Raw genomic sequence first — 22,525 nt, forward strand, 5'->3', positions numbered from 1 at the left:
CGGCATTCGTGGCTGGTGGCCGGATACAGAACCAGGGTCAGGGCGCCGCCGCCCGCCCGTGGGCCAGGCGACGGGCCTCGCCGCTGTCGACCACACGCGAGGCCCCTCCCGGCTGTGATCAGCCGCGAGGGGCCTGCTTCGAGCAGTTGCCCGCCGGGTCAGGGTCGGGTACGTCGACGCGCGCCGCTGCGGCGGGAGCGACGCCGGCCGGTGCCACCCTCGCCGCCGTCATCCTCGTCGACCTCGCCGAGCGCGTCCGGGTCGTCCGCGGCGGCCAGCCGGGCCGACTCGCCGTGCGGACCGTCGGCAACCACCGGCTCGACCGGCGTCTCCGTCTCGTAGCGGGACAGGTCATACCCCATGGTGTCGTGCAGACCGGCATCGGTGGTGCTCGTGGCGTCAGTCTCGGTGACCTCCACCACGGTCCGCTCCGCCGGAGCGTTCTTGCGACCCCGGCGCCGGGCCGAGCCGCTCGTCGCCTCGGTCGCCGGGACACCAGCCGAGGCGACCGCCTTCACCTTGTCCCCGCCGCCACCGCCACCGCTGCCACCGCTGCTGCCGCCGGAACGCGGCCGCTCCGGCACCGGCTCGGTGTGGATGACCAGCCCTCGGCCCTTGCAGCAGTCACAGGTCTCGCTGAACGCCTCCAACAGCCCGGCACCGATCCGCTTACGGGTCATCTGCACCAGACCCAGCGACGTGATCTCGGTGACCTGGTGCTTGGTGCGATCCCGTCCGAGGCACTCGGTCAGTCGGCGCAGCACCAGTTCCCGGTTCGACTCCAGCACCATGTCGATGAAGTCGATCACCACGATGCCGCCAATGTCCCGAAGCCGCAACTGCCGGACGATCTCCTCGGCCGCCTCCAGGTTGTTGCGGGTGACCGTCTCCTCCAGATTGCCCCCGGCACCGGTGTACTTGCCGGTGTTGACGTCGACCACGGTCATCGCCTCGGTCCGGTCGATCACCAGATGCCCGCCGGAGGGCAGGAAGACCTTGCGGTCGAGCCCCTTGAGGATCTGCTCGTCGATCCGGTACTCGGCGAAGACATCCGACGTGCCGACGTGCCGGCGCAACCGCGCGACCAGGTCCGGCGACACGTGCGACAGGTAGGACTCCACCAGGTCGTAGGCCACCTCGCCCTCGATCACCAGGTCACGGAAATCCTCGTTGAACAGGTCACGGACCACCCGGATCACCAGATCCGGCTCCTCGTACAGGAGTACCGGCGCGCCGCCCTCGGCGACCTTGTCCTGGATGTCCTCCCACTGCGCCTGGAGCCGTTTGACGTCCCGGGCCAACTCGTCCTCGCTGGCCCCCTCGGCCGCGGTCCGGACGATCACGCCGGCACCGTCCGGGACCAGCTTCTTCAGCGCGTCGCGCAGCCGCTTGCGCTCGACGTCCGGCAACTTGCGGCTGATACCGGAGGCGTTGCCGCCGGGCACGTAGACCAGGTGCCGGCCCGAGAGCGCGATGTGACTCGTCAGTCGGGCACCCTTGTGCCCGACCGGATCCTTGGTGACCTGCACCAGCACCGAGTCGCCGGACCGGAGCGCCTGCTCGATCGAGCGGGCCCGCCCCTCCAGACCGGAGGTGTCCCAGTTGACCTCGCCGGCGTACAGGACCGCGTTGCGGCCCCGGCCGATGTCGACGAACGCCGCCTCCATGCTGGGCAGCACGTTCTGCACCTTGCCCAGGTAGACGTTGCCGGCCATGGTGCCCGCCGAGTTGCGCGTCACGTAGTGCTCGACCAGGACACCGTCCTCAAGTACGGCGATCTGGGTGCGGTCACCGCGTTGACGTACCGCCATCACCCGGTCGACCGCCTCCCGGCGGGCCAGGAACTCCGACTCGCTGAGGATCGGCGGACGGGTCCGGCGCTGCTCCCGGCCGTCGCGGCGGCGCTGCCGCTTGGCCTCCAGCCGGGTCGAGCCGGAGACGCCCTGCACCTCGTCGACCGTCCGGCGCGGCTCCCTGATCTTCACGACGGTCGGTACGCCGTCGTCGGCGGCACCGTCGGTGTCGCCGGCGCCCCGGCGCCGTCGTCGCCGGCGGCGGCGGGTCATCCCGTCCCCGCCCTCGGCGTCGTCGCCCTCCTCAGCCTCGTCCGCTGCTGCCCGAACGGCCTCCTCGGCCTCGCTGGCCTCGGCGTCCTCGCCGTCCTCGGCGTCATCGATGTCGTCGGTACCGCCCTTGCCGCGGCCCCGGCCCCGGCGGCCACGCCGGCGACGACGCCGGCCGGCGGCGGTGTCCTCGTCGTCCTCGTCGTCCTCGTCCGCGTCGGCCTCCTCGGCCACCACGGCGGTCTGCTCCTCGTCGGCCTCGACCGTCAGCACAGGCTCGGTCTCCCGGCGGCCACGCCGGCGGCGACGCGTCGGCTCGACCGGCTCCTCCACCGGCTCGTCCTCGGCCGACGGCGCGGCGGCAGCGGCGGCAGCGCGGGCCGCGTTGATCTCCTCCGGCGCCATGAACAGCACCGTCGGCGCGCTGAGCGCAGCCCGGCTGCGGCGGGACCGGGTCTCCGGCGGCCGCTGCGCACCGGCCTCCTGGTCCGCCGGCTCGTCGATGCCGCTCGGCGCGGTGTCCTCCGGCGCGGTGTCCTTTTCGGCGGGCAACACGGCGGAGCCGAAGTCGGTGGCGGCAGCCGGGTGCCCGATCGGCGGCGGGTCGGCCGCCGGGACCTGCACAGCCGGCTCGACCGGGGTGTCGACGGGTGCCTCGCCCGCTGCGGGTCCGGCCTTCTTACGGCGGGTACGGGTCACCTTGACCGGCGGCACGACGTCCTCGGCGGTGACCTCGGCAGCCGCCACGGCCAGCGGCTCCTCGATGCTCTTCTGGGTGGTGGTGGCCTTGCGACGGCGGCGCGGCGTCTTCGCGGCGGGATCGAGATCGCCGGACACCGGGGCGAGAACCTCGGCCTGAGGCGCCTCCCCGCTGCCCGCCACCGCGGCGCTGGACGCCTCGACCGGGGCGTCGGTCTGCTCCGGCCGGCTGACCGGGTTGGCACGGCGGCGGGTCGTCCGGCGCCGCGGCGCCGCCTCGGCCTCCGACGCGCCACCCAGTTCCGCGGCACCACTCACGGTGCCGGCAGCCCCCCCCGGCGCGCTGCCGTCCGGTATGTCGCCGGGCGGCCCACCGACTCCGCCAGCCGCATCGGTGGTGCTGTAGTCGGCGGTCTCAGCGGCCGGGTCAGCACCGGTCCGTTCGCCGCCCTCGGGCTCGTTCTCGAGCATGGACGTTCTCCAGTTCTGGCATCCCCGGGCGCGGGTGAGCGCTGCCACGCAGGGTCGCCGCAAAAGGTGTTTCCCCGGGCGCACGGGAGTGCGCGACCGGCGAAGTCTGCCTGCCTGAGCGCCGACCGTCGGTCAGCGCCCGCCGATGGTTGCCCCGTCGCGGTCCGCGTCCAGCGGATCCCCGATCGCACCCTGCGCGGTCAGTGGGCCCTGAGCCAGCCGGATCACCTTCGGGGCCACCGGCGGCTCCAGGCCGGCCACCACGCGGAGGCCGGAAAGGACGTCATCGGGTCGCACGGACGGGGTGACCTGCCGCACGACCAGTTCGAGTATCGCACACGGTAGGGCCGGGTCTTCGGAAGGCGTCGCCGAACGAGGCATTACATCGATACTGATGACGGCAGCCCGCGCGTCGAAGGTCCGTCGCCCCTGCTTGGTCATCCGCTCCACCAGCACCTCCTCGACGGCGGCGAAGGCGGCCACCGCCGTCGCCAGAGTGTCGGGGTCGACCTGCGACAACTCGATCCGCCAGCGGGACGCCTCGATCCGGTCGGCGAGGCCACCCCCGGCGGCCACCACGACCTCGAGCACGTCGAGTCCGGGAGAGAGCGCCGCGTCCAGCGCGGCACGCAACTGCTCCGCGTCGACCGGCTCGCGCAGGCCGACCTCCAGGTACTCCGCCTCGCTCGCCACCCCGGTCGGCGCGGCGCTGGCGTAGGAGATCTTGGGATGTGGGGTGAAGCCCTGGGAGAACGCCACCGGCACGCCGGCACGCCGCAGCGCCCGTTCGAGGGCCCGGGCGAAGTCGCGGTGCGAGGTGAACCGCAACGGGCCACGCTTGGCGTACCGGATCCGGACGCGCTGCACGACCGGGGCCTGGCCGCCCTCGGGCTGTGGTTTCTTAGGGATGGTCCCGCTCCTCGGTGTCGGACCCAGCCCGTCGCGCCGCGGTCACTGCTGGGCGCCGGTGGGCAGCTTCAGACCGTTGACCGGGGTCAGCGGTAGCAGCTTCCGGCCGGTCGGGCCGATCTGGATCTCGGTGTCCATCGTCGGGCAGACGCCGCAGTCGAAGCACGGCGTCCACCGGCAGTCGTCCTGCTCGTACTCGCCGAGCGAGTCCTGCCAGTCCTGCCAGAGCCAGTCCTTGTCCAGGCCCGAGTCCAGATGGTCCCAGGGCAGCACCTCCAGCTCGTCGCGCTGGCGGGTGGTGTACCAGTCGAGATCCACCCCGAAATCGGGTAGCACCTCGGTGGCGGCGTCCACCCAGCGCTGGTACGAAAAGTGCTCGCTCCAGCCGTCGAACCGGCCGCCCTGCTCCCAGACCCGACGGATCACCGCGCCGACCCGGCGGTCGCCTCGGGAGAGCAGCCCCTCGATCAGTGAAGGCTCGCCGTCGTGATAGCGGTATCCGATCGCCCGGCCCAGCGAGCGGTCGGCGTTGATCGCCTGCTTGAGCAGCTTGAGCCGGTGGTCGATGACCTCCGGACGCTCCATCGACGCCCACTGGAACGGAGTGTGCGGCTTCGGCACGAACCCGCCGATCGAGACGGTGCACCGGATGTCCTTGGACCCGGTAGCCGCCCGTCCAGCCCGGATGACCTCGTGCGCCATGTCGGCGATCTCCAGGACGTCGGCGTCGGTCTCGGTGGGCAGGCCACACATGAAGTAGAGCTTCACCTGCCGCCAGCCGTTGGTGTAGGCGGTGACCACGGTGCGGATCAGGTCTTCCTTCGACACCATCTTGTTGATCACCTTGCGGATCCGCTCCGACCCGCCCTCGGGGGCGAAGGTCAGGCCGGTCCGCCGGCCGTTGCGCGACAGTTCCTGAGCCAGGTCGATGTTGAACGCGTCCACCCGGGTCGAGGGCAGCGACAGCGACACGTTGGTGCCCTGGTACTGCTCGGCGAGGCCGGAGCACATGTCACCGATCTCGGAGTGATCGGCCGACGACAGCGACAGCAGGCCCACCTCGTGGAACCCGGAGAACTCCAGCCCCTGCTGCACCATCTGCCCCACCGTGGTGATGGAGCGCTCGCGTACCGGCCGGGTGATCATCCCCGCCTGGCAGAACCGGCAGCCCCGCGTACAGCCTCGGAAGATCTCCACCGCGTACCGCTCGTGCACCGTCTCGGCCAGCGGCACCAGCGGCTTCTTCGGGTACGGCCAGGCGTCCAGGTCCATCGTCGTGCGCTTGTGCACCCGGAACGGCACGTCCGCCCGGTTCGGCACGACCCGCTGGATGCGACCATCGGGCAGGTAGTCCACGTCGTAGAAGCGCGGCACGTAGACGCTCTCGGTGCGAGCCAACCGCAGCAACAGCTCGTCGCGGCCGCCGGGGCGCCCCTCGGCCTTCCACTGCCGGACGATCGTGGTGATCTCCAGAACCGCCTCCTCGCCGTCGCCGAGCACGGCGGCGTCGACGAAGTCGGCGATCGGCTCCGGATTGAACGCGGCGTGCCCGCCGGCCACGATCACCGGGTCGGCGTCGGTGCGGTCGGCCGCCAGCAGCGGTACCCCGGCCAGGTCGATCGCGGTGAGCAGGTTGGTGTAGCCCAACTCGGTGGCGAACGAGATGCCGAGAAGATCGAAGTCGCGGACCGGGCGGTGGGCCTCGACGGTGAACTGCGGCACGCCCTGGGCGCGCATCAGCGCCTCCAGGTCAGGCCAGACCGCGTACGTCCGCTCGGCCAGCACGTCAGGCAGCTCGTTGAGCACCTCGTAGAGGATCTGGACGCCCTGGTTGGGCAGGCCGACCTCGTACGCGTCCGGGTACATCAGCGCCCAACGCACGGTCGCGGAGTCCCACTCCTTGACCACCGCGCCCAACTCGCCACCGACGTACTGGATGGGTTTGGTCACCTGGGGCAGCAACGGCTCCAGCTGGGGCCACACGGAGTTGGCCGCGACGGGACGCGGTGTGGTGGACGGGACGCTCATGATGGCCAAGGGTACGCTCCCGCCCGGCGTCCATCACGCCACACCGGTCCGGCACGGGATGTTCGTCGGTACCTGCTGCGGTGTTTCCGACCGCCACGACGTACGAGGCTCCGAACGGTGAGCGGGCCAGCCGGATTCGTCGGCGGTGGCACAGCGGTACTAGCCTCGGGTCGGCGTGAGAGGAGATTGCCGCGATGCCGGAGCCGCAGCCGGGAGCAGACCGGCCGGTCGACGGGAGCCTTCCGGATTCACACCGGGACGGTGAGCCGGCGGTCAACCAGGGCCAGGAGCCCGCCCCGGAATCACCGGCCGTCGGACCCGGCACGGGCCCCGGCGGTACCCGCGAACTGCCCGAGCCAGCGGCACCGCAGGCAGCGCCACCACGCTGGAGCGGTTCGGCCGCTGTCCCACCGGCACCGCCGCGCCGACACGGTTGGGGCGAGTCGGCCGAGCCCACCCCGCCGCCCGTGACACCACCACCGGAACCGGAACACCAGACCCCCGTCGACCCGTGGGCGGGCGTCGACACCAGCGGGTGGGAGTTGCCCTCGGCGGATTTTCCGGCCCTGCCACCGACGCTGTCCTACCCGGTCCCGCCCGCCACCCGGCCGTACGCCGGACCAACTGCGCCGCCGGTCTCCCCGGCGCCCCAGGTCTCCCCGGCCCCGTACCAGCAACCGCCGGGCCGGTACCCGACACCGACGCCGTGGCCCACCCCGGTGTCGCCGGCGCCGCCGGCTCATCCGCCGCAGGCGCACCCCGCACCGCCACCGAACCCGGCCGGGCCGACGACCCCGCCGTCGAGTCGCGGTCTCGGGCAGAAGAAGAGCGGGCCCGTCGCACCGCCGCCCGGCTGGCAAGCGCCGGCGGGCAACGCCCCGGCCGCCAAGCGCCGGCGCCGCCGCTGGCCCTGGCTGCTGCTGCTCACCCTGGTCTGCTGCTGCGGCTGTCCGGCCTACTACGGAATGCCGATGGCCAGCCAGTACCCGGCGAACGCCGCGTTGCCGGAACACGTCGCCGACCTGCGCCTGCATGAGGATCCACGCAGCACACAGAACGCCCGGCAACTGGAAAACCAGATGCGCCAGGCACACCTGCTCGCCGAAGACACCTTCGCCGGGATCTACACCGCCAGCAACGGCAAGCGGGTGACCGTCGTCGGCGGTACAGGATTCCGCTTCACGCCCGCAGCGGACGCCGACGCCGAGATGCAACGCCTCACCGACCAGTACGCCCTGGTCGAGACGAAGGTCGTCGAGACCGGTGTCCGGGGCCGGCACGAGCGCTGCGCAGTCGGTCACGCCGACGGCATCGGGGTGGTGGTCTGCATATCGGTCGACCACGGCAGTCTCACCAGCGCCGTCTTCACCGGACTCTCGGTCGACGACAGCGCCCGGCTGCTCGGCATCCTCCGGGAGCAGATCCTCACCACGGGCGGTTGAGCAGCACAGTCTCCCCGCCCGGAGCTGACTCAGCCGGCGTCGGGCTCTCCGGCGACCGGCGGGTGGGCGCGCGGCGGAGCGTAGCGGGAGACGTACTCCTGGCCGGTGAGCTTCTGGATCTCGCCCATCATCTCGTCGGTCAGCTTCCGCAACGACAGCCGATCGTCCGACCGGCCGGTGAAGTCGAGCGGCTTGCCGAACCTGATGGTGATCTTCCCGTTGAAGGGACGCGGCAACCGGGCGCCGATCGGCTGCACCCTGTCGGTGCCGATCATGCCGACCGGGATGATCGGCACGCCGGCCGCGATGGCCAGCCGGACCGCGCCGGTACGCCCCCGGTACAGCCGCCCGTCCGGCGAGCGGGTGCCCTCCGGGTAGACGACCACCAGGTCGCCGCCCCTGAGCGCGGGAATGGCGGCGTCGAACGCGGCGAGCGCGGCGCGACCACCGGCCCGCTCCACCGGGATCGCACCAAGGCCGGTGAGTACGAACTTGGAGAACCGCCCCTTGATGCTGGTGCCGGTAAAGTACTCGGACTTCGCCCAGAACGCCAGGTGCCGGGGCACCACCGTGCCGAGAAACAGCTCGTCGGCGACCGACAGATGGTTGCCGGCGAAGATCGCTCCACCGCTAGCCGGTATGTGCTCCAGCCCCTCCACAGTCGGCCGGAACGCCAGCCGCATCGTGGGCCCCACGGTGAGCTTGCCGATGGTGTAGAGCAGCGGCACTGGTCCTCCGGCGGATCGAGTGAGGGAAGAGGCGGTGTCACGGTAGCGGACCGCCGCACGGCGGTCCGCGTGAGGTGGGGCGCGTCCGCTGGCTGGATGACCGCAGTTGTGAAGGGCCCCTTCACCACCTCAGGCGTTGAGAAGGGCCCCTCCTTACCTCTCAGAGTCGGCGGACCGTGACCGTGACCGGCTCTCCCTCGCCGACCTCGCCGGCGAAGCCGTCGAGCCCTTCGGCGAAGTCGACGCTGTCGGCCAGCACCTCCCGGCGGACGAAGTCGGTGTACCCGGACACCGCGGCCCGGACCTCCTCGGAGGCCGACACCGACACCACGATGCGATCGGAGACGTCCAGGTCAGCAGCCCGACGGGCCTGCTGAACCACCCGGACGACGTCGCGGGCCAACCCCTCCGCGGCCAGCTCGGGGGTGACCGTGGTGTCCAGCACCACCACCCCCTCGCCGCCGGGCAGCGACGCCGAGTGGTCGGCATCGGCCACGATCAGACGCAGCTCGTACTCACCCTCGGCGAGGGTGATCCCGGCGGCGACCGGGGCGCCGTCGCGCAGCTCCCACTCCCCCGCCTTGACCGCCTTGATCACCTGCTGCACCTGCTTGCCGATCCGGGGCCCGAGCGCCCGGGGCACCACATTGAGCACCTGCTGGCAGTACGCCGACACCTCGCCGGTGAACACCACCTGCTTGACGTTGACCTCGTCGGCCACCAGGTCGGCGAACGGACGCAGTTGCCCGGCCACCGGTGTGGCCACGGTCAGCCTCGACAGCGGCAGCCGTACCCGCAGTCCCTTGGCCTTGCGCAGTGACAGCGCCGCCGAGGCGACCGCCCGAACGGCGTCCATCGCGGCGACCAGCTCGTGGTCGGCCGGGAACTCCTCCGCCTGCGGCCAGTCGGTCAGGTGCACCGACCGCTCGCCGGTCAGCCCGCGCCAGATCTCCTCGGCGGTCAGCGGCGCCAGCGGCGCCACCACCCGGCAGAGCGTCTCCAGCACCGTCCACAGGGTGTCGAACGCCCCGGCGTCCCCGGCCCAGAACCGGTCCCGCGAGCGGCGCACGTACCAGTTGGTCAGCGCGTCCAGGTAGGAGCGGACGGTGGCGCAGGCACCGGAGATGTCGTACGCGTCCATTTGTGCGCCGACCGTCGACACCAGCTCGTTGGTTTTCGCCAGCACGTACCGGTCGAGCAGGTTGCCGGCGGCGCCGCCGTCGGCGGCCGGCTCGGCGGCCGTCCTCCGCTTGGCCTGGTACCCGTCGGCGTTGGCGTACAGCGAGAAGAAGTACCAGACGTTCCACAGCGGCAACAGCACCTGCCGGACGGCGTCCCGCACGCTCGACTCCATGACCGGCATGTCTCCGCCCCGCAGCACCGGTGAGGACATCAGCATCCAGCGCATCGCGTCCGAGCCGTACGAGTCGAAGACGTGGTACACGTCCGGGTAGTTGCGCAGGCTCTTGGACATCTTGCGACCGTCGGAGCCGAGCAGGATGCCGTGGCTCAGGCAGTTGCGGAACGCCGGCCGGTCGAACAGTGCGGTGGCCAGCACGTGCATGGTGTAGAACCAGCCGCGGGTCTGGCCGATGTACTCGACAATGAAGTCGCCCGGGTAGTGGTTCTCGAACCAGTCGGCGTTCTCGAACGGGTAGTGCACCTGGGCGAACGGCATCGAGCCGGACTCGAACCAGCAGTCCAGCACCTCCGGCACCCGGCGCATCATCGACCGTCCGGCCGGGTCGTCCGGGTTGGGCCGGACCAGCTCGTCCACCGCCGGCCGGTGCAGGTCGGTCAGGCGTACCCCGAAGTCCCGCTCAATTTCCGCGAGCGACCCGTACACGTCGATCCGGGGGTGGTTCGGGTCGTCGGAGCGCCACACCGGGATGGGCGAGCCCCAGAACCGGTTCCGGCTGATCGACCAGTCCCGGGCGTTGGCCAGCCACTTGCCGAACGAGCCGTCCTTGATGTGTCCCGGCGTCCAGTTGATCTGCTGGTTCAGCTCGACCATCCGGTCCTTGAACTTCGTCACCGCCACGAACCACGACGACACGGCCTTGTAGACCAGCGGGGTGTCGCAGCGCCAGCAGTGCGGGTACGAGTGGGTGTAGGTGTCCTGCTTGAGCACCACTCCCCGGTCCTTCAACTCCCGGATCACCGGCTTGTTGACGTCGAAGACCTGCTCGCCCTGGTACGGCGGGACCAGGCCGGTGAACCGGGTGTGGTCGTCCACGGTGACGACGGTCGGGATGCCGGCGGCGTTGCAGACGTTCTGGTCGTCCTCGCCGAAGGCCGGGGCCAGGTGGACGATCCCGGTGCCGTCCTCGGTGGTCACGAACTCCGCGCCGAGCACCTGGTAGGCGTTGTCACCGGCGTGCTCGAGGAGGAAGTCGTACAGCGGCGTGTACCGGCGCCCGACCAGGTCGCCGCCGTGCACCGTGCCCACCTGCTCGTACCCCTCCAGCTCCTTGGCGTACGCGCCGAGCCGGGCCGCGCCCACCAGGTGTCTGACGCCGTCACGCGCCAGCACCGCGTACTCGATGTCCGGGCCGACGGCGAGCGCGAGGTTCGACGGCAGGGTCCACGGCGTGGTGGTCCAGACCCCGAGCCGGACCGGTCCACGCACCAGCTCCGGCGCGGAATCGTCAGGGGTGAGCTGGAACCAGGCGGTCAGGGTTGGGTCGTGCCGGTCGCGGTAGACGTCGTCCATCCGGGTCTCGGTGTTCGACAGCGGCGTCTCGCACCGCCAGCAGTAGGCCAGCACCCGGAAGCCCTCGTAGACCAGGCCCTTGTCGTGCAGGGTCTTGAAGGCCCACATGACGCTTTCCATGTAGTCCAGGTCGAGGGTCTTGTAGTCGTTGGCGAAGTCGACCCAGCGGGCCTGCCGGGTGACGTACCGCTCCCAGTCCTGGGTGAACTCCAACACCGATGCGCGGCACGCCTCGTTGAACCGGGCCACGCCCAGGTCGAGGATCTCCGCCTTGCTGGTGATGCCGAGCTGCTTCTCGGCCACCACCTCGGCGGGCAGGCCGTGGCAGTCCCAGCCGAAGCGCCGCTCCACCCGACGACCGCGCATGCTCTGGTAGCGCGGCACCACGTCCTTCACATACCCGGTGAACAGGTGGCCGTAGTGCGGCAGCCCGTTGGCGAACGGCGGACCGTCGTAGAAGACGTACTCGTTGGCGCCGTCCGCACCGGCCGCACGGCTGTCGACGCTGGCCTCGAAGGTCTTGTCGGCCGTCCAGTGCTCCAGGACCTGGCGCTCCACCGCGGGCAGGTCCGGGCTCGCCGGCACACCGGCGGCGGTCTGGTGGTGCAACGGATAGGCCATCGGGGTCGATCTCCTCAGCAGCTCACTGATCGTGGGTCTGCGAGGACGAGCCCGCTCCGTACGCCGTCACCGGCGCCTCGGGTCGGACCCGCGGTACCACCCCGCTTGACGGCCAGGATCGACCGCCCGCTCGTTGGCCGGCTGTGACGGGCCGGACCCGCCCGGTTCTACTGGGCCGGTCACCCGGCCGTTCTTCCGGAGGCTCACCGGTGATAGCCGGATCATCGCCGTTCGAAACCAATCATACCCACCCCACCCGCACTCCTCCGCCCCCAGCGTGATCAAGAAGTTTGCGTCGGAGAACGCACCCGTTCCGACGAGAACTTCCTGATCAACGGCTTGGGGTGGGCGGCCGTCAGGGGGCGGGCAGGATGGTGGTCCAGAGGGAGTGGCCGTCGCGGTTCCGGAGGTGGACGGTCAGGGCCTGCGTGTCGGCGTCGATGTTGACCTCGCCGAAGTGTTGGAAGCCCTCGGCCGGGCTGGTGTTGGCGCGGGGTGGGGCGTACACGAAGACCGCCTGCGGGCCGAAGGTGCCGTCCAGGGCGTTCGGGCCGAACGCGCCCGCGTGCGCCGGGCCGGAGACGAACTCCCAGAACGGGGTGAAGTCGGCGACTGCCGCCCGCGCCGGGTCGTAGTGGTGCGCGGCGGTGTAGTGCACGTCCGCCGTGAGGAAGACGAGCCCGGTCACCCCGGCCCGATGGGCCGCCCCGAGCACCTGTGCGAACTCCAGTTCCCGCCCGGCCGGCGCGCCCGGGTCGCCCTGCGCCACGCCCTCCTGGGCGGTCGCGCCGTCCGGCACCACCAGCCCCAGGGGCAGGTCGACGGCGATCACCTTCCAGGTGGCTCGGGAACGGGTCAGCTCCCGGATCAGCCAGGCCCGCTGCGCCGCGCCGAGCAGCCCCCGGCTCGGATCGGCGTAGGTGTTGCCGTCGTTGAGGTCCTTGTACGTCCGCATGTCCAGCACGAACAGGTCCAGTAGCGGCCCGTACGCCAACCGGCGGTACCGCGGCCCGCGCGGCGGGGTGGGCAGCCACTCGTCGAACGCCTGCCGGGCCCGCCCGGCGAGCACGTCGACCCGCCGCTCGGTGTAGCGGGTGTCGGTCAACACCTCACCCGGGTACCAGTTGTTGGTCACCTCGTGGTCGTCCCACTGGTTGACCTGCGGCACCTCGGCCACGAACGCCCGCAGATGCTCGTCGAGCAGGTTGTACGCGAACTGCCCGCGGAACTCGGCCAGCGTCTCGGCGACCTTGAGCTTCTCCGGGACGACCAGGTTGCGCCAGAGCCGCCCGTCGGGCAGCGCGACCGTCTCGTTGAGCGGATTGTCGGCGTACACGGTGTCGCCGCTGCACAGAAAGAAGTCGGGCCGCCGCTGCCGCATCGCCCGGAAGATCGACATGCCGCCGAAGTCGGGCGCGATGCCCCAACCCTGCCCGGCGATGTCACCGGTCCAGACGAACCGCACGTCGCGGCGGCCTCGCGTGGCAGGTGCGGTGGTCAGCGAGCCGGTCAGCGGCGCACTGGTCAGGCCAGGCCGGTCCAGGCTCTCCACCCGTACCCGGTAGTGCAGTCGCTCGGCGCCGGGTAGCCCGCGCAGCCGCACCTTGCCGGTGAAGTCCGAGCCGGGGTGGAGCACCGGTCCGCGTACCGTGCGGGCACCCCGCAGGTCGGGCCGGCGGCTCACCTCCAGCAACATCCGACCCGGGCGGTCCGCGCGGGTCCAGACCACCGCGGAGTCCGCCACGGCGGCACCGCTCTGCACGCCATGGGTGAGCACCGGCCGTCCGCCGGGCCGCCAGGCCGGTGCGGCGAACGCCCCGGGCCCGCCCGGCAACACGCCGCCGGCGACACCGGCGGCGACCACCGCACCGGCCCGCAGCAGAGTACGTCGATCGATCTCGGCCATCGTTCCTCCTGGATGAGCGGATTGACCACTTCGGTCTACCGGGCCGATGTGACCAGTGCCGGCGAGCCGGGTGACCGCCACCGGAACGACACATGACCGGCGTCACAGGCCCGAGCTGTCACGCGGCGGCGAGTCTGACCCGTCGTGTCGGTGTCACACCGATCTACCAGGAGGTTGTCGTGCAGCGGATCAACGTGGCCGAGGTGGCCCCGCAAGCGTTCAGTGCCGTGATGGGCCTGGAGAAGTACGTCCGGGCAAACGTGGATCGCCCCGTGCTGGAGCTGGTGAAGCTGCGCGCGTCGATGCTGCACGGTTGCGCGTACTGCGTCGACATGCACAGCCGGAACGCGCTGGACTCGGGCGAGTCCAGCCGGCGGCTGTTCGCGGTCGCGGCTTGGCGGGAGGCGCCGTTCTTCGACGAGCGGGAGCGGACCGCCCTGGCGCTGACCGACGCGGTCACCCGGCTCGGCGAGCACGGGGTGCCCGACGAGGTCTGGGACGCCGCCGCGAAGGTCTGGTCGGAGCGGGCCCTCGCCGATCTGGTCCTGGCGATCGCCACAATCAACGTGTGGAACCGGATCGCGGTGACCTTCCGCAACGAGTTGCCGACGGACGTGTGAGCGCGGTCGACGCGGCAGAGGCGGCCGGTGCGCTGGAGGCGCATCGGCCGATGCTGCTCGGACTGGCCTACCGGCTGCTGGGCAGCCGGTACGACGCCGAGGACGTTCTCCAGGAGGCGTATCTGCGCTGGGTACGGGTCGACCGTTCCGAGGTCACCGAGCCGCGCCGCTACCTGTCCCGGGTGGTCACCCACCTGTCGATGGACCGGCTGAGGGCGCGGCGGGCCACCCGGGAGTCGTACGTCGGTCCGTGGCTGCCGGAGCCGGTGCCGACCGTGCCGTCACCGTTCGGACCATTGGAACGCGCCGAGCTACGCGACTCGCTCTGCACCGCGCTGCTGCACCTGTTGGAGCGGCTCACCCCGCCGGAACGCGCGGTGTACGTGCTGCACACCGCCTTCGAGCTGCCGTACGCCGAGATCGCGCAGTTGCTGGACCGGTCCGCGGCGGACTGCCGGCAACTGCACCACCGGGCGGCCGACCGGATCGGCCGCGACCAGCGCCGGTTCACCGCCGACCGGGCAGAGCAGGAACGGCTGCTGGAGGCGTTCATCGCCGCCGCCACCGAGGGCGACCTGGCCGCGCTGACCAAACTTGTCGCCGCGGACGCGACCGCCTGGAGCGACGGCGGCGGGCGGGTGCGGGCCGCCCGCAACCCGGTGACCGGCGCCGACCGGGTCGCCCGGTTCCTGCTGGGCATCCGGAACAAGGGCTGGCCACTGTCCGTGCACCGCACGGAGCTCAACGGTCAGCCGGCGGCCGTCGTGCTCGCCGTCAACGGGTTCGCGTACGCGGTCACGCTCGGCATCTCGGCCGGTCGGATCACCGACATCTACCTGGTGGTCAACCCGGACAAGCTGTGCTGGGCGACCTGAGGGTCAGCTCAGCCCGGGAAACCAGAGCCCCAGCTCGCGATTTGCGCTGTCGGTCGAGTCGGAGGCGTGCACCAGGTTCTCCCGGTTGGACAGGGAGTGATCACCCCGGATGGTGCCGGCGGCGGCCCGGCGCCCGTCGGTGGCCCCGATCAGGCCGCGCACCACCTCGATGGCCTGGTCGCCGGAGAGCACGAGGGCGACCAGCGGTCCGCTGGTCATGAAGGTCTTCAGTGGCGGGTAGAACGGCCGCTCGACGTGCTCGGCGTAGTGCTCGTCGGCCAGCGCGGCGTCCATCGTCCGGGCCACCATCGCGTCGATCCGCAGCCCCTTACGCTCGAAGCGGGAGATGATCTCGCCGACCAGTCCGCGGCGAACCGCGTCGGGCTTGATCAGTACGAGCGTGCGCTCGTCCGGGCTGCTGCTGGACACGCTGGGTTCCTCCTGGGAGCGGAAGCCGGTCGGGCTGGGTACGGTCAAGCCTAGCGACCCGGTCCCGGCGCCGGCGCGGTGGCCGGTCCTTCCCCCGGCCCCCGATCCGGCCTAGCCTGGCCCTGACCCTCGGGAGGTCCACTGTGGCGAATGGTGGCGGGAACCAGTCCATCGCGCCGGTACGCAAGTTGATCGCCGCGGTGCTCGGCACCGTGGCCACGTTCGTGATCCTCTTCGGGCTGGGCATGACCAGTTGGGCCATCGTGGCGCTCGGCGTCGCTCTCCTGGTGCTGGCGATCGCGCTGGCCACGGTTCGCGGCGGCGGTCGCACCTGGGTCATCGGTGCTGGTCACGTACACAGCGCCACCGAGCCGCCCACCCAGTACGCCTTCGGGCGCTGCGAGCTCCAACTGGTGATCGACGCTCCGGGGCTCCCGCCCCGCTCGAAGAAGATCATCGAGCCGCGGGTGCCGGTCGCCAAGTGGCCGATGCTGGGGCAGACCCTGCCGATCCGGGTGGCGTTGGACGACCCGCGACACGTCCGGGTGCTCTGGGACGAGGTACTCACCCACACCGAGGCCGGCACGGCCGACCTCCCGCCCGAGTTCGCCGCCGAGTTCACCGGTCAGGTGCCGCCGGACGAGGTGCTGATCGGGCAGGAGGCGCCACCGTGGGCCGGGCGGGCGCCCGAGGACGACTTCCACGACCCGGTGGGCGATCCGCCAGGCGTGCCCGGGCGCGACGGCCCGGTCGAGCCCGTCGAATCTCGGGAGCCGGGCCGGATGCGCCAACACCCGGGGCGCCCGGTCGTGTTGGAGGGCACCGTGGTGGAGAAGCTGAGCGGCACTCGAATGCCCCGCCGGGCCACGCCAGCCCCCCGCACGCCGGTCGACGAACGGTTCGCGGCGCCCGCCAAGGAAGACCTCACCACCGGCGCGTCCGCCGACCCTCCACCGGCCGGGCAGTTCGCCGGCCCGACCGCGACGCGGCTCGCCGACCCGCCGCCAGCCGCGACGGATCCGACGAATCCGCTCGATCTGCCGCTGGACGACCCGGAATCGCGCCCACCCGCCGCCGACCGAACTCGACCAGCATCCGCCGCCGACGACCCGGTCGACGCCGGCGACGCTGCGGCCGACACGAGCGCGACGGCGGTCGCCGACCGGGAGCTCGACGAGGCGATCTTCGGCCTCGACCCGGAGACCGCCGACCTGGCCGCACCGATCAGCGGCGTCGGCATCACCCTGCTGGTCACCGAGCTGTCCCGCTCGCTGGAGTTCTACCGGGACCGGCTCGGCTTCACCGAGGTGGACCGGGGCACGGGCAACGCCGTACTCGCCTCCGGGGCGACCCGGCTGGTGTTGCGGGAGGTGACCGGCGCCCAGCCGATCAGCCGTCGACTGGTCCACGTGAACCTCGACGTCGACAACATCCAGTCGGCGTACGAACGGCTGCGCGACTCCGGCGTCCGATTCACCTACCCGCCCCGGGTGGTCAACCGGGGCAACAAGCTGGAGGTGTGGGCGGCGGCGTTCCGTGACCCCGACGGCCACGGCATCGCACTGACCCAGTGGCGGGAACGCGCCGAGGCGTGACGGGCGCGGCGCACCCGGAGGGGGTCAGCTCAGAATCACCCTGCGCACGTGCCAGGCGTACGCCCAGACCAGCGCGAACATGACGCCCAACACGAACAGCGACCAGTGCAGCAGCCCGGACAGCAGCAACAACCCTTGCAGCACGGTGCCGGCGTGCCAGGCCCACGTCCTTCGCACCAAACCCGCCAGCATCGCGGCGGCCACGGCCAGCGCCACGACCACCGCGATCGCGACACCGCCGAGGTCATCACCGACCACCCGGATCGGCTGGATCGCCAGCAGCAGCACCAGGGCCTCCAGGGCGAGCGTACCCGCGCCGAGCCCGCGTACCGCCCGCTGCGGGTCACGCAGCCCCGACCGGCGCGGCTGCGGGCCCCCGGTCGAGTGGCCGGACGGAACGTCCACGGATTCCGCGACGGGCCGCTGTGGCTGCTCGTCGGTCATCGCTTCAACAGCCGGCGGGCGTCCGCCACGGTCACGACGGAGCCGGTGATCAGCACACCGACACCGGACAGCTCACCCGGCACGTCCTCCTCAGCCAACGCCACCGCTGTCTCGATCGCGTCCGGCATCTCCTCGGCCACCTCCACCCGGTCGGGTCCGAACACCTCCGCCGCGAGCACGGCCAACTCCTTCACCGGCAGCGCCCGGGGCGAACTGTTGCGGGTCACCACCAGCTGGTCGACCACCGGCTCCAGCAGCTCCAGCAGGCCGACGGCATCCTTGTCCGCCAGGGTGCCCAGCACGGCGACGAGCTTGCTGAACGCGAAATCCTCCTGCAGGGCGGTGACCGTGGCGGCCATCCCCTGCGGGTTGTGCGCGCCGTCGAGCAGGATCGTCGGAGCGTTACGGACCCGCTCCAGACGTCCGGGGGAACTGGTGGCGGCGAAGCCCTCCCGGACCGCTTCCACGTCGAGCTGCCGCCGGGTGCCGGCACCGAGAAACGCCTCGACCGCGGCGAGCGCCACCGCCGCGTTCTGCGCCTGGTGCGCACCGTGCAGCGGGACGAAGATTTCCTCGTACACCCCGCCGAGCCCCTGGAGGGTGAGCACCTGCCCACCGACGGCGACGGCCCGGCGCAGGACGCCGAACTCCGAACCCTCGCGGGCGACGGTGGCGTCCACCTCCGCGCAGCGTCGCAGGATGGGCCGGGCGGCCTCCTCCTCCTGGGCGGCACAGATCACGGTCGCTCCGGGGTGGATGATGCCGGACTTGGCGTCCGCGATGTCGGCAAGCGTGTCGCCGAGCCATTCGGTGTGGTCCAACCCGATCGGGGTGAGTACACACACCCCGGCCTGGATCACGTTCGTGGCGTCCTCGGCGCCGCCGAGTCCGACCTCGACCACGGCCACGTCGACCGGAGCGTCGGCGAAGATCGCGAAAGCCAGCGCGGTGGTCAGGTCGAAGTAGGTCAGCGGCTCGGCCGAACGGCCGTCAACCAGCTCGGCCAGCGGCTTCAGCTCCTGGTACACGGTGGTGAAGCGGGCCTCGTCCACCGGCTCGCCGTCCAGGCTGATCCGCTCCCGGACGGTCTCCAGGTGCGGGCTGGTGTACCGCCCGGTGTGCAGCCCGAACGCCCGTAACAGCGAATCGATCATGCGGGCGGTGGAGGTCTTGCCGTTGGTCCCGGTCAGGTGGATCGACGGGTACGCCCGTTGCGGGCTGCCCAGCAGGTCGAGCAGGGACGAGATGCGGTCCAACTCGAAGACCATCCGGGTGAATCCGCGCCCGGCCAGCTCGGCCTCCACCTCGGTGAAGGCCGCGTGCTCGGCGCGATTGTTCCGTTCGGTGCGGCCGGTCACGAGGAAAGCGCCTCCAGTGCGGCGTCGATGCGGGCCAGGTCGGCCTCAGCGACGGCCAGCCGATCACGAATCTTGGCAACCACCTGCTCAGGTGCCTTGCCGACGAATGCCGGATTGTTCAACTTCGCCCGGGTCTGCCCAGCTTCCTTCTCGGCCGCCGTGCGGTCCTTGGTCAGGCGCGCCCGTTCGGCGGCGACGTCGATCGAGCCACGGGTGTCCAGAGCCACGCCGACCTCGCCCGGCATCGCGAGCGTTGCGCTGGCCTGGAAGTCGTCGCCCGCCGGGTCGAGCCGCGCGAGGGACCGGATCAGCGGCTCGTGCGCCGCGACACCGGCCCCGACCAACCCGTCCAGCCGGGCGGTGACCCGCTGGGTCGGACGCAGCCCCTGGTCGGAGCGGAACCGCCGGACCTCGGTGACGACCCGTTGCAGGGTGGCCACCTCTGCCTCGGCGGCGGCGTCGACCAGCGCTCGGTCGCTGATGGGCCAGGACGCGGTCAGCACCGTCTCGCCCCCGGTCAGGGCGGTCCACAGCTCCTCGGTGACAAACGGGATCACCGGGTGCAGCAGCCGCAGCAACTGGTCGAGCACGTGACCGAGGACGCGACGGGTGACCTCCGCCGGCTCACCGCCGCCGGCGAGGACCGACTTGCTCAGTTCGACGTACCAGTCGCAGACGTCGTCCCAGGCGAAGTGGTACAGCAGGTCACAGACCTTGGCGAACTCGTACGACTCGAACTGCTCGTCAACGCCGGCGGTGACCTGGGCCAGCCGGGACAGGATCCACCGGTCGACGGTCGAGAGCCGCTCCGCCGCCGGCAGCGGACCGACCACGTGCGCGCCATTGATCAACGCGAAGCGGGTGGCGTTCCACAGCTTGTTGCAGAAGTTCCGCGACCCCTGGCACCACTCCTCGCTGACCGGCACGTCGCCGCCCGGATTGGCGCCCCGGGCGAGGGTGAAGCGGGTCGCGTCGGCACCGTAGCGGTCGATCCAGTCCAGCGGATCGACCACGTTGCCGAACGACTTCGACATCTTCTTGCCGTGGTCGTCACGAACCATGCCGTGCAGCGCGATCACGTCGAACGGCTGCCGGCCGTCCATCGCGTACAGGCCGAACATCATCATCCGGGCGACCCAGAAGAAGAGAATGTCGTACCCGGTGACCAGCACGCTGGTCGGGTAGAACTTGGCCAGTTCCGGGGTCTGCTCCGGCCAGCCGAGGGTGGAGAACGGCCACAGTCCGCTGGAGAACCAGGTGTCCAGGACGTCCTCGTCCTGGTGCCAGCCCGATCCCTCACCGGAGGTGCCCGGCGGCGTCTCGTCCGGTCCGACGCAGACGACCTCGCCGTCCGGGCCGTACCAGACCGGGATGCGGTGGCCCCACCACAACTGCCGGGAGATGCACCAGTCGTGCATGTTGTCTACCCAGGCGAAGTAACGCTTGGCCAGCTCGGGCGGCTCGATGCGCACCCGACCGTCACGAACCGCGTCGCCGGCCGCCTTGGCCAGCGGCGAAGTGTTGACGAACCACTGCAGGGAGAGCCGGGGCTCGACCGTGGTCCGGCACCGGGAGCAGTGCCCGACGGCGTGCACGTACGGCCGCTTCTCCGCGACGACTCGGCCCTCGGCGCGCAGCGCGGCGACGATCGCCGGGCGGGCCTCGAAGCGGTCGAGGCCCGCGAACGGGCCGTGCGCGGTGATGACGCCTCGCTCGTCCATGATCGTCAAGGCGGGCAGGTCGTGCCGCTGCCCGATCTCAAAGTCGTTCGGGTCGTGCGCCGGAGTCACCTTCACCATGCCGGTGCCGAACGCCGGGTCGACGTGCGGGTCACCCACGATCGGGATCCGCCGACCGGTCAGCGGCAGCTCGACCTCGGTGCCGATCAGGTGCCGGTACCGCTCGTCGTCCGGGTGCACCGCCACCGCGGTGTCACCGAGCATCGTCTCGGCCCGGGTGGTGGCCACCACCACATCGTCGCTGTAGCGGATCGACACCAGCTCACCGTCGTCGTCGGTGTGTTCCACCTCGATGTCGGACAGGGCGGTCAGACAACGCGGGCACCAGTTGATGATCCGGTTGGCTCGGTAGATCAGGCCGTCGTCGTACAGCTTCTTAAACATCGTCTGGACGGCGCGCGACAGGCCCTCGTCCATGGTGAAACGCTCCCGGTCCCAGTCCACCGAGTCGCCCAGACGGCGCATCTGGCCGAGAATCGTGCCGCCCGAAGTGTCCTTCCACTGCCACACCCGCTCGACGAACTTCTCCCGGCCCAGGTCGTGGCGGGACAGGCCCTGTCCGGCCAGCTGCCGCTCGACCACGTTCTGGGTGGCGATGCCGGCGTGGTCCATGCCCGGTAGCCAGAGCGCCTCGAAGCCCTGCATCCGCTTGCGCCGCACCAGGGCGTCCTGCATGGTGTGGTCGAGGGCGTGCCCCATGTGCAGTGAGCCGGTGACGTTCGGCGGTGGGATGACGATGGTGAAGGGTTCCCGGTCACTGTCCGCTGACGCCCGGAAGCGACCGTCCGCCACCCACCGCTCGTACCGTCGCTGCTCTACCTCGGCCGGCTGGTACTGGCCGGCGAGGGTCGGGGCGTCGGGGCGTCGGGCATCCAGGCTCTCGGTCACCCGCAAAGTCTACGGAGCGCTTCGACGGACCCGACGTGCACCACCGGTCGTTCGCGTACGGTGTCGGCTATGTCCGAGGCACATCTCACCGCCCGCCAGCTCGGCGAGGATCCTCCGCTGGTGAAGTTGGCCGACGAGCCGATCGAGTTGGGCGCCCGCGATCCGGAGGACGACACCGACCGCCCGGCGCGCCGCTTCCGTCGACGGCAGGTGGTGGCCGCCGTCGTGGCGGTCCTCGCCCTCGCCGGCATCGGGACGCTGGGCACCTGGGGATGGCGGATCACGCAGCAGAAGGACGCTCAGATCACCACGCCCGACCAGGTCGCCGGCCTGACCCGGGACGACAGCGAGCGGGCGTCGAGCACCGCCGACTACCTACGTAGCGGCCTCGCCGCCGACATCGCGCTGGACAGCAGCTTCGGCACCGTATATCAGGATCCGGCGGACGCCGGCCGCTCCGTGCTGCTCTTCGGCGGGACGACGTTGCTGTGGCAGCCGGAGCGCGACCTGGAGAGCCTGTTCGAGCTGATGGCCGACGAGGCCGGCGCGGTGAACGGGCTACGCGACGTGGCACCGGGTCAGCTCGGCGGCGTCATGAAGTGCGGCGGCACCAGCGGCGAGGGTGGTGACTTCGCGGTCTGCGGCTGGGCCGACCACGGCAGCGTGGCGATCGCCATGTTCCCGCTCCGCTCGGTCGACGAGTCCGCACAGTTGCTCCGGGAGATCCGCGAGGCCGTGCAGACCCGCGACTGAACACTCCGACACCTGCCCTTGGCCTCGGCCCCGCCCAGTGCCGCCTTCCGAAGGGCTTCGCCGTTGCTGGTGACCGGGCGCTTGGATTCCTGGGCGTCGTTTCCGGGGCCGGGGTTGGTGGGGTTTGGTTTCTGGAGACGAGTTCAGGGCCACCCCCGTGAGGGGTGGCCCTGAATCGAAGAATGTCCGGCGGTGTCCTACTCTCCCACACCCTCCCGGGTGCAGTACCATCGGCGCTGGAGGG

General features: G+C 71.2%; 15 protein-coding genes. 5 read left to right on the forward strand and 10 right to left on the reverse strand.

The annotated features are described in order from the left end of the window. Positions 1-158: 158 nt before the first annotated feature. From ACFHWY_RS16695 to ACFHWY_RS16705, 3 genes are all read right to left on the reverse strand, one after another. Positions 159-3,233, reverse strand: a complete 3,075-nt coding sequence (locus tag ACFHWY_RS16695; protein ID WP_416581105.1) for an Rne/Rng family ribonuclease — start codon at positions 3,231-3,233, stop codon at positions 159-161. A gap of 132 nt (positions 3,234-3,365) precedes the next feature. Then, positions 3,366-4,100: a TIGR03936 family radical SAM-associated protein gene (locus tag ACFHWY_RS16700; protein WP_416581106.1), complete on the reverse strand. Its 735-nt coding sequence runs from the start codon at positions 4,098-4,100 to the stop codon at positions 3,366-3,368. Positions 4,101-4,184: 84 nt separating this feature from the next. After that, the gene (locus ACFHWY_RS16705; protein ID WP_416581107.1) at positions 4,185-6,170 is read right to left on the reverse strand and encodes a TIGR03960 family B12-binding radical SAM protein; all 1,986 of its coding nucleotides are present in this window, start codon (positions 6,168-6,170) and stop codon (positions 4,185-4,187) included. 194 nt (positions 6,171-6,364) lie between these two features. Between ACFHWY_RS16705 and ACFHWY_RS16710 the strand changes: the two genes are divergently transcribed. Further along, entirely contained in the window at positions 6,365-7,612 is a 1,248-nt protein-coding gene (locus ACFHWY_RS16710; RefSeq protein ID WP_416581108.1) for a hypothetical protein, read from the forward strand. A gap of 29 nt (positions 7,613-7,641) precedes the next feature. Here ACFHWY_RS16710 and ACFHWY_RS16715 read toward each other — a convergent pair whose 3' ends face one another. The 3 genes from ACFHWY_RS16715 to ACFHWY_RS16725 all read right to left on the reverse strand — a co-directional run bounded on the left by ACFHWY_RS16715 (position 7,642) and on the right by ACFHWY_RS16725 (position 13,580). Then, a complete protein-coding gene (locus ACFHWY_RS16715) occupies positions 7,642-8,340 on the reverse strand; it encodes a lysophospholipid acyltransferase family protein (RefSeq protein WP_416581109.1) in 699 nt (232 codons plus the stop codon). A 160-nt stretch (positions 8,341-8,500) separates the two neighbouring features. Further along, entirely contained in the window at positions 8,501-11,674 is a 3,174-nt protein-coding gene (gene ileS, locus ACFHWY_RS16720; protein ID WP_416581110.1) for an isoleucine--tRNA ligase, read from the reverse strand. A 355-nt stretch (positions 11,675-12,029) separates the two neighbouring features. After that, positions 12,030-13,580: an alkaline phosphatase D family protein gene (locus ACFHWY_RS16725; protein ID WP_416581111.1), complete on the reverse strand. Its 1,551-nt coding sequence runs from the start codon at positions 13,578-13,580 to the stop codon at positions 12,030-12,032. A 188-nt stretch (positions 13,581-13,768) separates the two neighbouring features. Between ACFHWY_RS16725 and ACFHWY_RS16730 the strand changes: the two genes are divergently transcribed. Both ACFHWY_RS16730 and sigJ read left to right on the forward strand, forming a co-directional pair. Then, positions 13,769-14,200 (forward strand): carboxymuconolactone decarboxylase family protein, encoded by a 432-nt coding sequence (locus ACFHWY_RS16730; RefSeq protein ID WP_416581126.1) that lies wholly within the window; start codon positions 13,769-13,771, stop codon positions 14,198-14,200. Then, positions 14,197-15,075 (forward strand): RNA polymerase sigma factor SigJ, encoded by an 879-nt coding sequence (gene sigJ / locus ACFHWY_RS16735; RefSeq protein WP_416581112.1) that lies wholly within the window; start codon positions 14,197-14,199, stop codon positions 15,073-15,075. The genes ACFHWY_RS16730 and sigJ overlap by 4 nt, the downstream gene beginning before the upstream one ends. A 3-nt stretch (positions 15,076-15,078) precedes the next feature. On the opposite strand, the gene ndk is transcribed toward sigJ, so the two are convergent. Beyond that, entirely contained in the window at positions 15,079-15,504 is a 426-nt protein-coding gene (gene ndk / locus ACFHWY_RS16740) for a nucleoside-diphosphate kinase (protein WP_416581113.1), read from the reverse strand. Between the two features lie 143 nt (positions 15,505-15,647). Here ndk and ACFHWY_RS16745 point away from each other — a divergent pair, with 143 nt between their 5' ends. Then, positions 15,648-17,099 (forward strand): VOC family protein, encoded by a 1,452-nt coding sequence (locus ACFHWY_RS16745; RefSeq protein WP_416581114.1) that lies wholly within the window; start codon positions 15,648-15,650, stop codon positions 17,097-17,099. Positions 17,100-17,123: 24 nt separating this feature from the next. Here ACFHWY_RS16745 and ACFHWY_RS16750 read toward each other — a convergent pair whose 3' ends face one another. The 3 genes from ACFHWY_RS16750 to ACFHWY_RS16760 all read right to left on the reverse strand — a co-directional run bounded on the left by ACFHWY_RS16750 (position 17,124) and on the right by ACFHWY_RS16760 (position 21,528). Then, entirely contained in the window at positions 17,124-17,543 is a 420-nt protein-coding gene (locus ACFHWY_RS16750; protein ID WP_416581115.1) for a DUF4233 domain-containing protein, read from the reverse strand. Continuing rightward, a complete protein-coding gene (locus tag ACFHWY_RS16755; protein ID WP_416581127.1) occupies positions 17,540-18,811 on the reverse strand; it encodes a bifunctional folylpolyglutamate synthase/dihydrofolate synthase in 1,272 nt (423 codons plus the stop codon). The genes ACFHWY_RS16750 and ACFHWY_RS16755 overlap by 4 nt, the downstream gene beginning before the upstream one ends. An 86-nt stretch (positions 18,812-18,897) precedes the next feature. Further along, on the reverse strand, positions 18,898-21,528 hold the full coding sequence (locus ACFHWY_RS16760) for a valine--tRNA ligase (RefSeq protein ID WP_416581116.1): 2,631 nt from the start codon (positions 21,526-21,528) through the stop codon (positions 18,898-18,900). Positions 21,529-21,597: 69 nt separating this feature from the next. Here ACFHWY_RS16760 and ACFHWY_RS16765 point away from each other — a divergent pair, with 69 nt between their 5' ends. Beyond that, the gene (locus ACFHWY_RS16765; protein ID WP_416581117.1) at positions 21,598-22,281 is read left to right on the forward strand and encodes a hypothetical protein; all 684 of its coding nucleotides are present in this window, start codon (positions 21,598-21,600) and stop codon (positions 22,279-22,281) included. Positions 22,282-22,525: the final 244 nt, after the last annotated feature.

This window comes from Micromonospora sp. LOL_024 (assembly GCF_048060415.1).
In the GTDB taxonomy this organism is placed as follows: Bacteria; Actinomycetota; Actinomycetes; order Mycobacteriales; family Micromonosporaceae; genus Micromonospora.

Excerpts from the sequence above, each read along its gene's own strand:
- ACFHWY_RS16695 (WP_416581105.1), bottom strand. The coding sequence starts at position 3,233 with ATGCTCGAGAACGAGCCCGAGGGCGGCGAACGGACCGGTGCTGACCCG.
- ACFHWY_RS16705 (WP_416581107.1), bottom strand. The coding sequence starts at position 6,170 with ATGAGCGTCCCGTCCACCACACCGCGTCCCGTCGCGGCCAACTCCGTG.
- ACFHWY_RS16710 (WP_416581108.1), top strand. The coding sequence starts at position 6,365 with ATGCCGGAGCCGCAGCCGGGAGCAGACCGGCCGGTCGACGGGAGCCTT.
- ileS (WP_416581110.1), bottom strand. The coding sequence starts at position 11,674 with ATGGCCTATCCGTTGCACCACCAGACCGCCGCCGGTGTGCCGGCGAGC.
- ACFHWY_RS16725 (WP_416581111.1), bottom strand. The coding sequence starts at position 13,580 with ATGGCCGAGATCGATCGACGTACTCTGCTGCGGGCCGGTGCGGTGGTC.
- ACFHWY_RS16750 (WP_416581115.1), bottom strand. The coding sequence starts at position 17,543 with ATGACCGACGAGCAGCCACAGCGGCCCGTCGCGGAATCCGTGGACGTT.
- ACFHWY_RS16755 (WP_416581127.1), bottom strand. The coding sequence starts at position 18,811 with ATGGTCTTCGAGTTGGACCGCATCTCGTCCCTGCTCGACCTGCTGGGC.
- ACFHWY_RS16765 (WP_416581117.1), top strand. The coding sequence starts at position 21,598 with ATGTCCGAGGCACATCTCACCGCCCGCCAGCTCGGCGAGGATCCTCCG.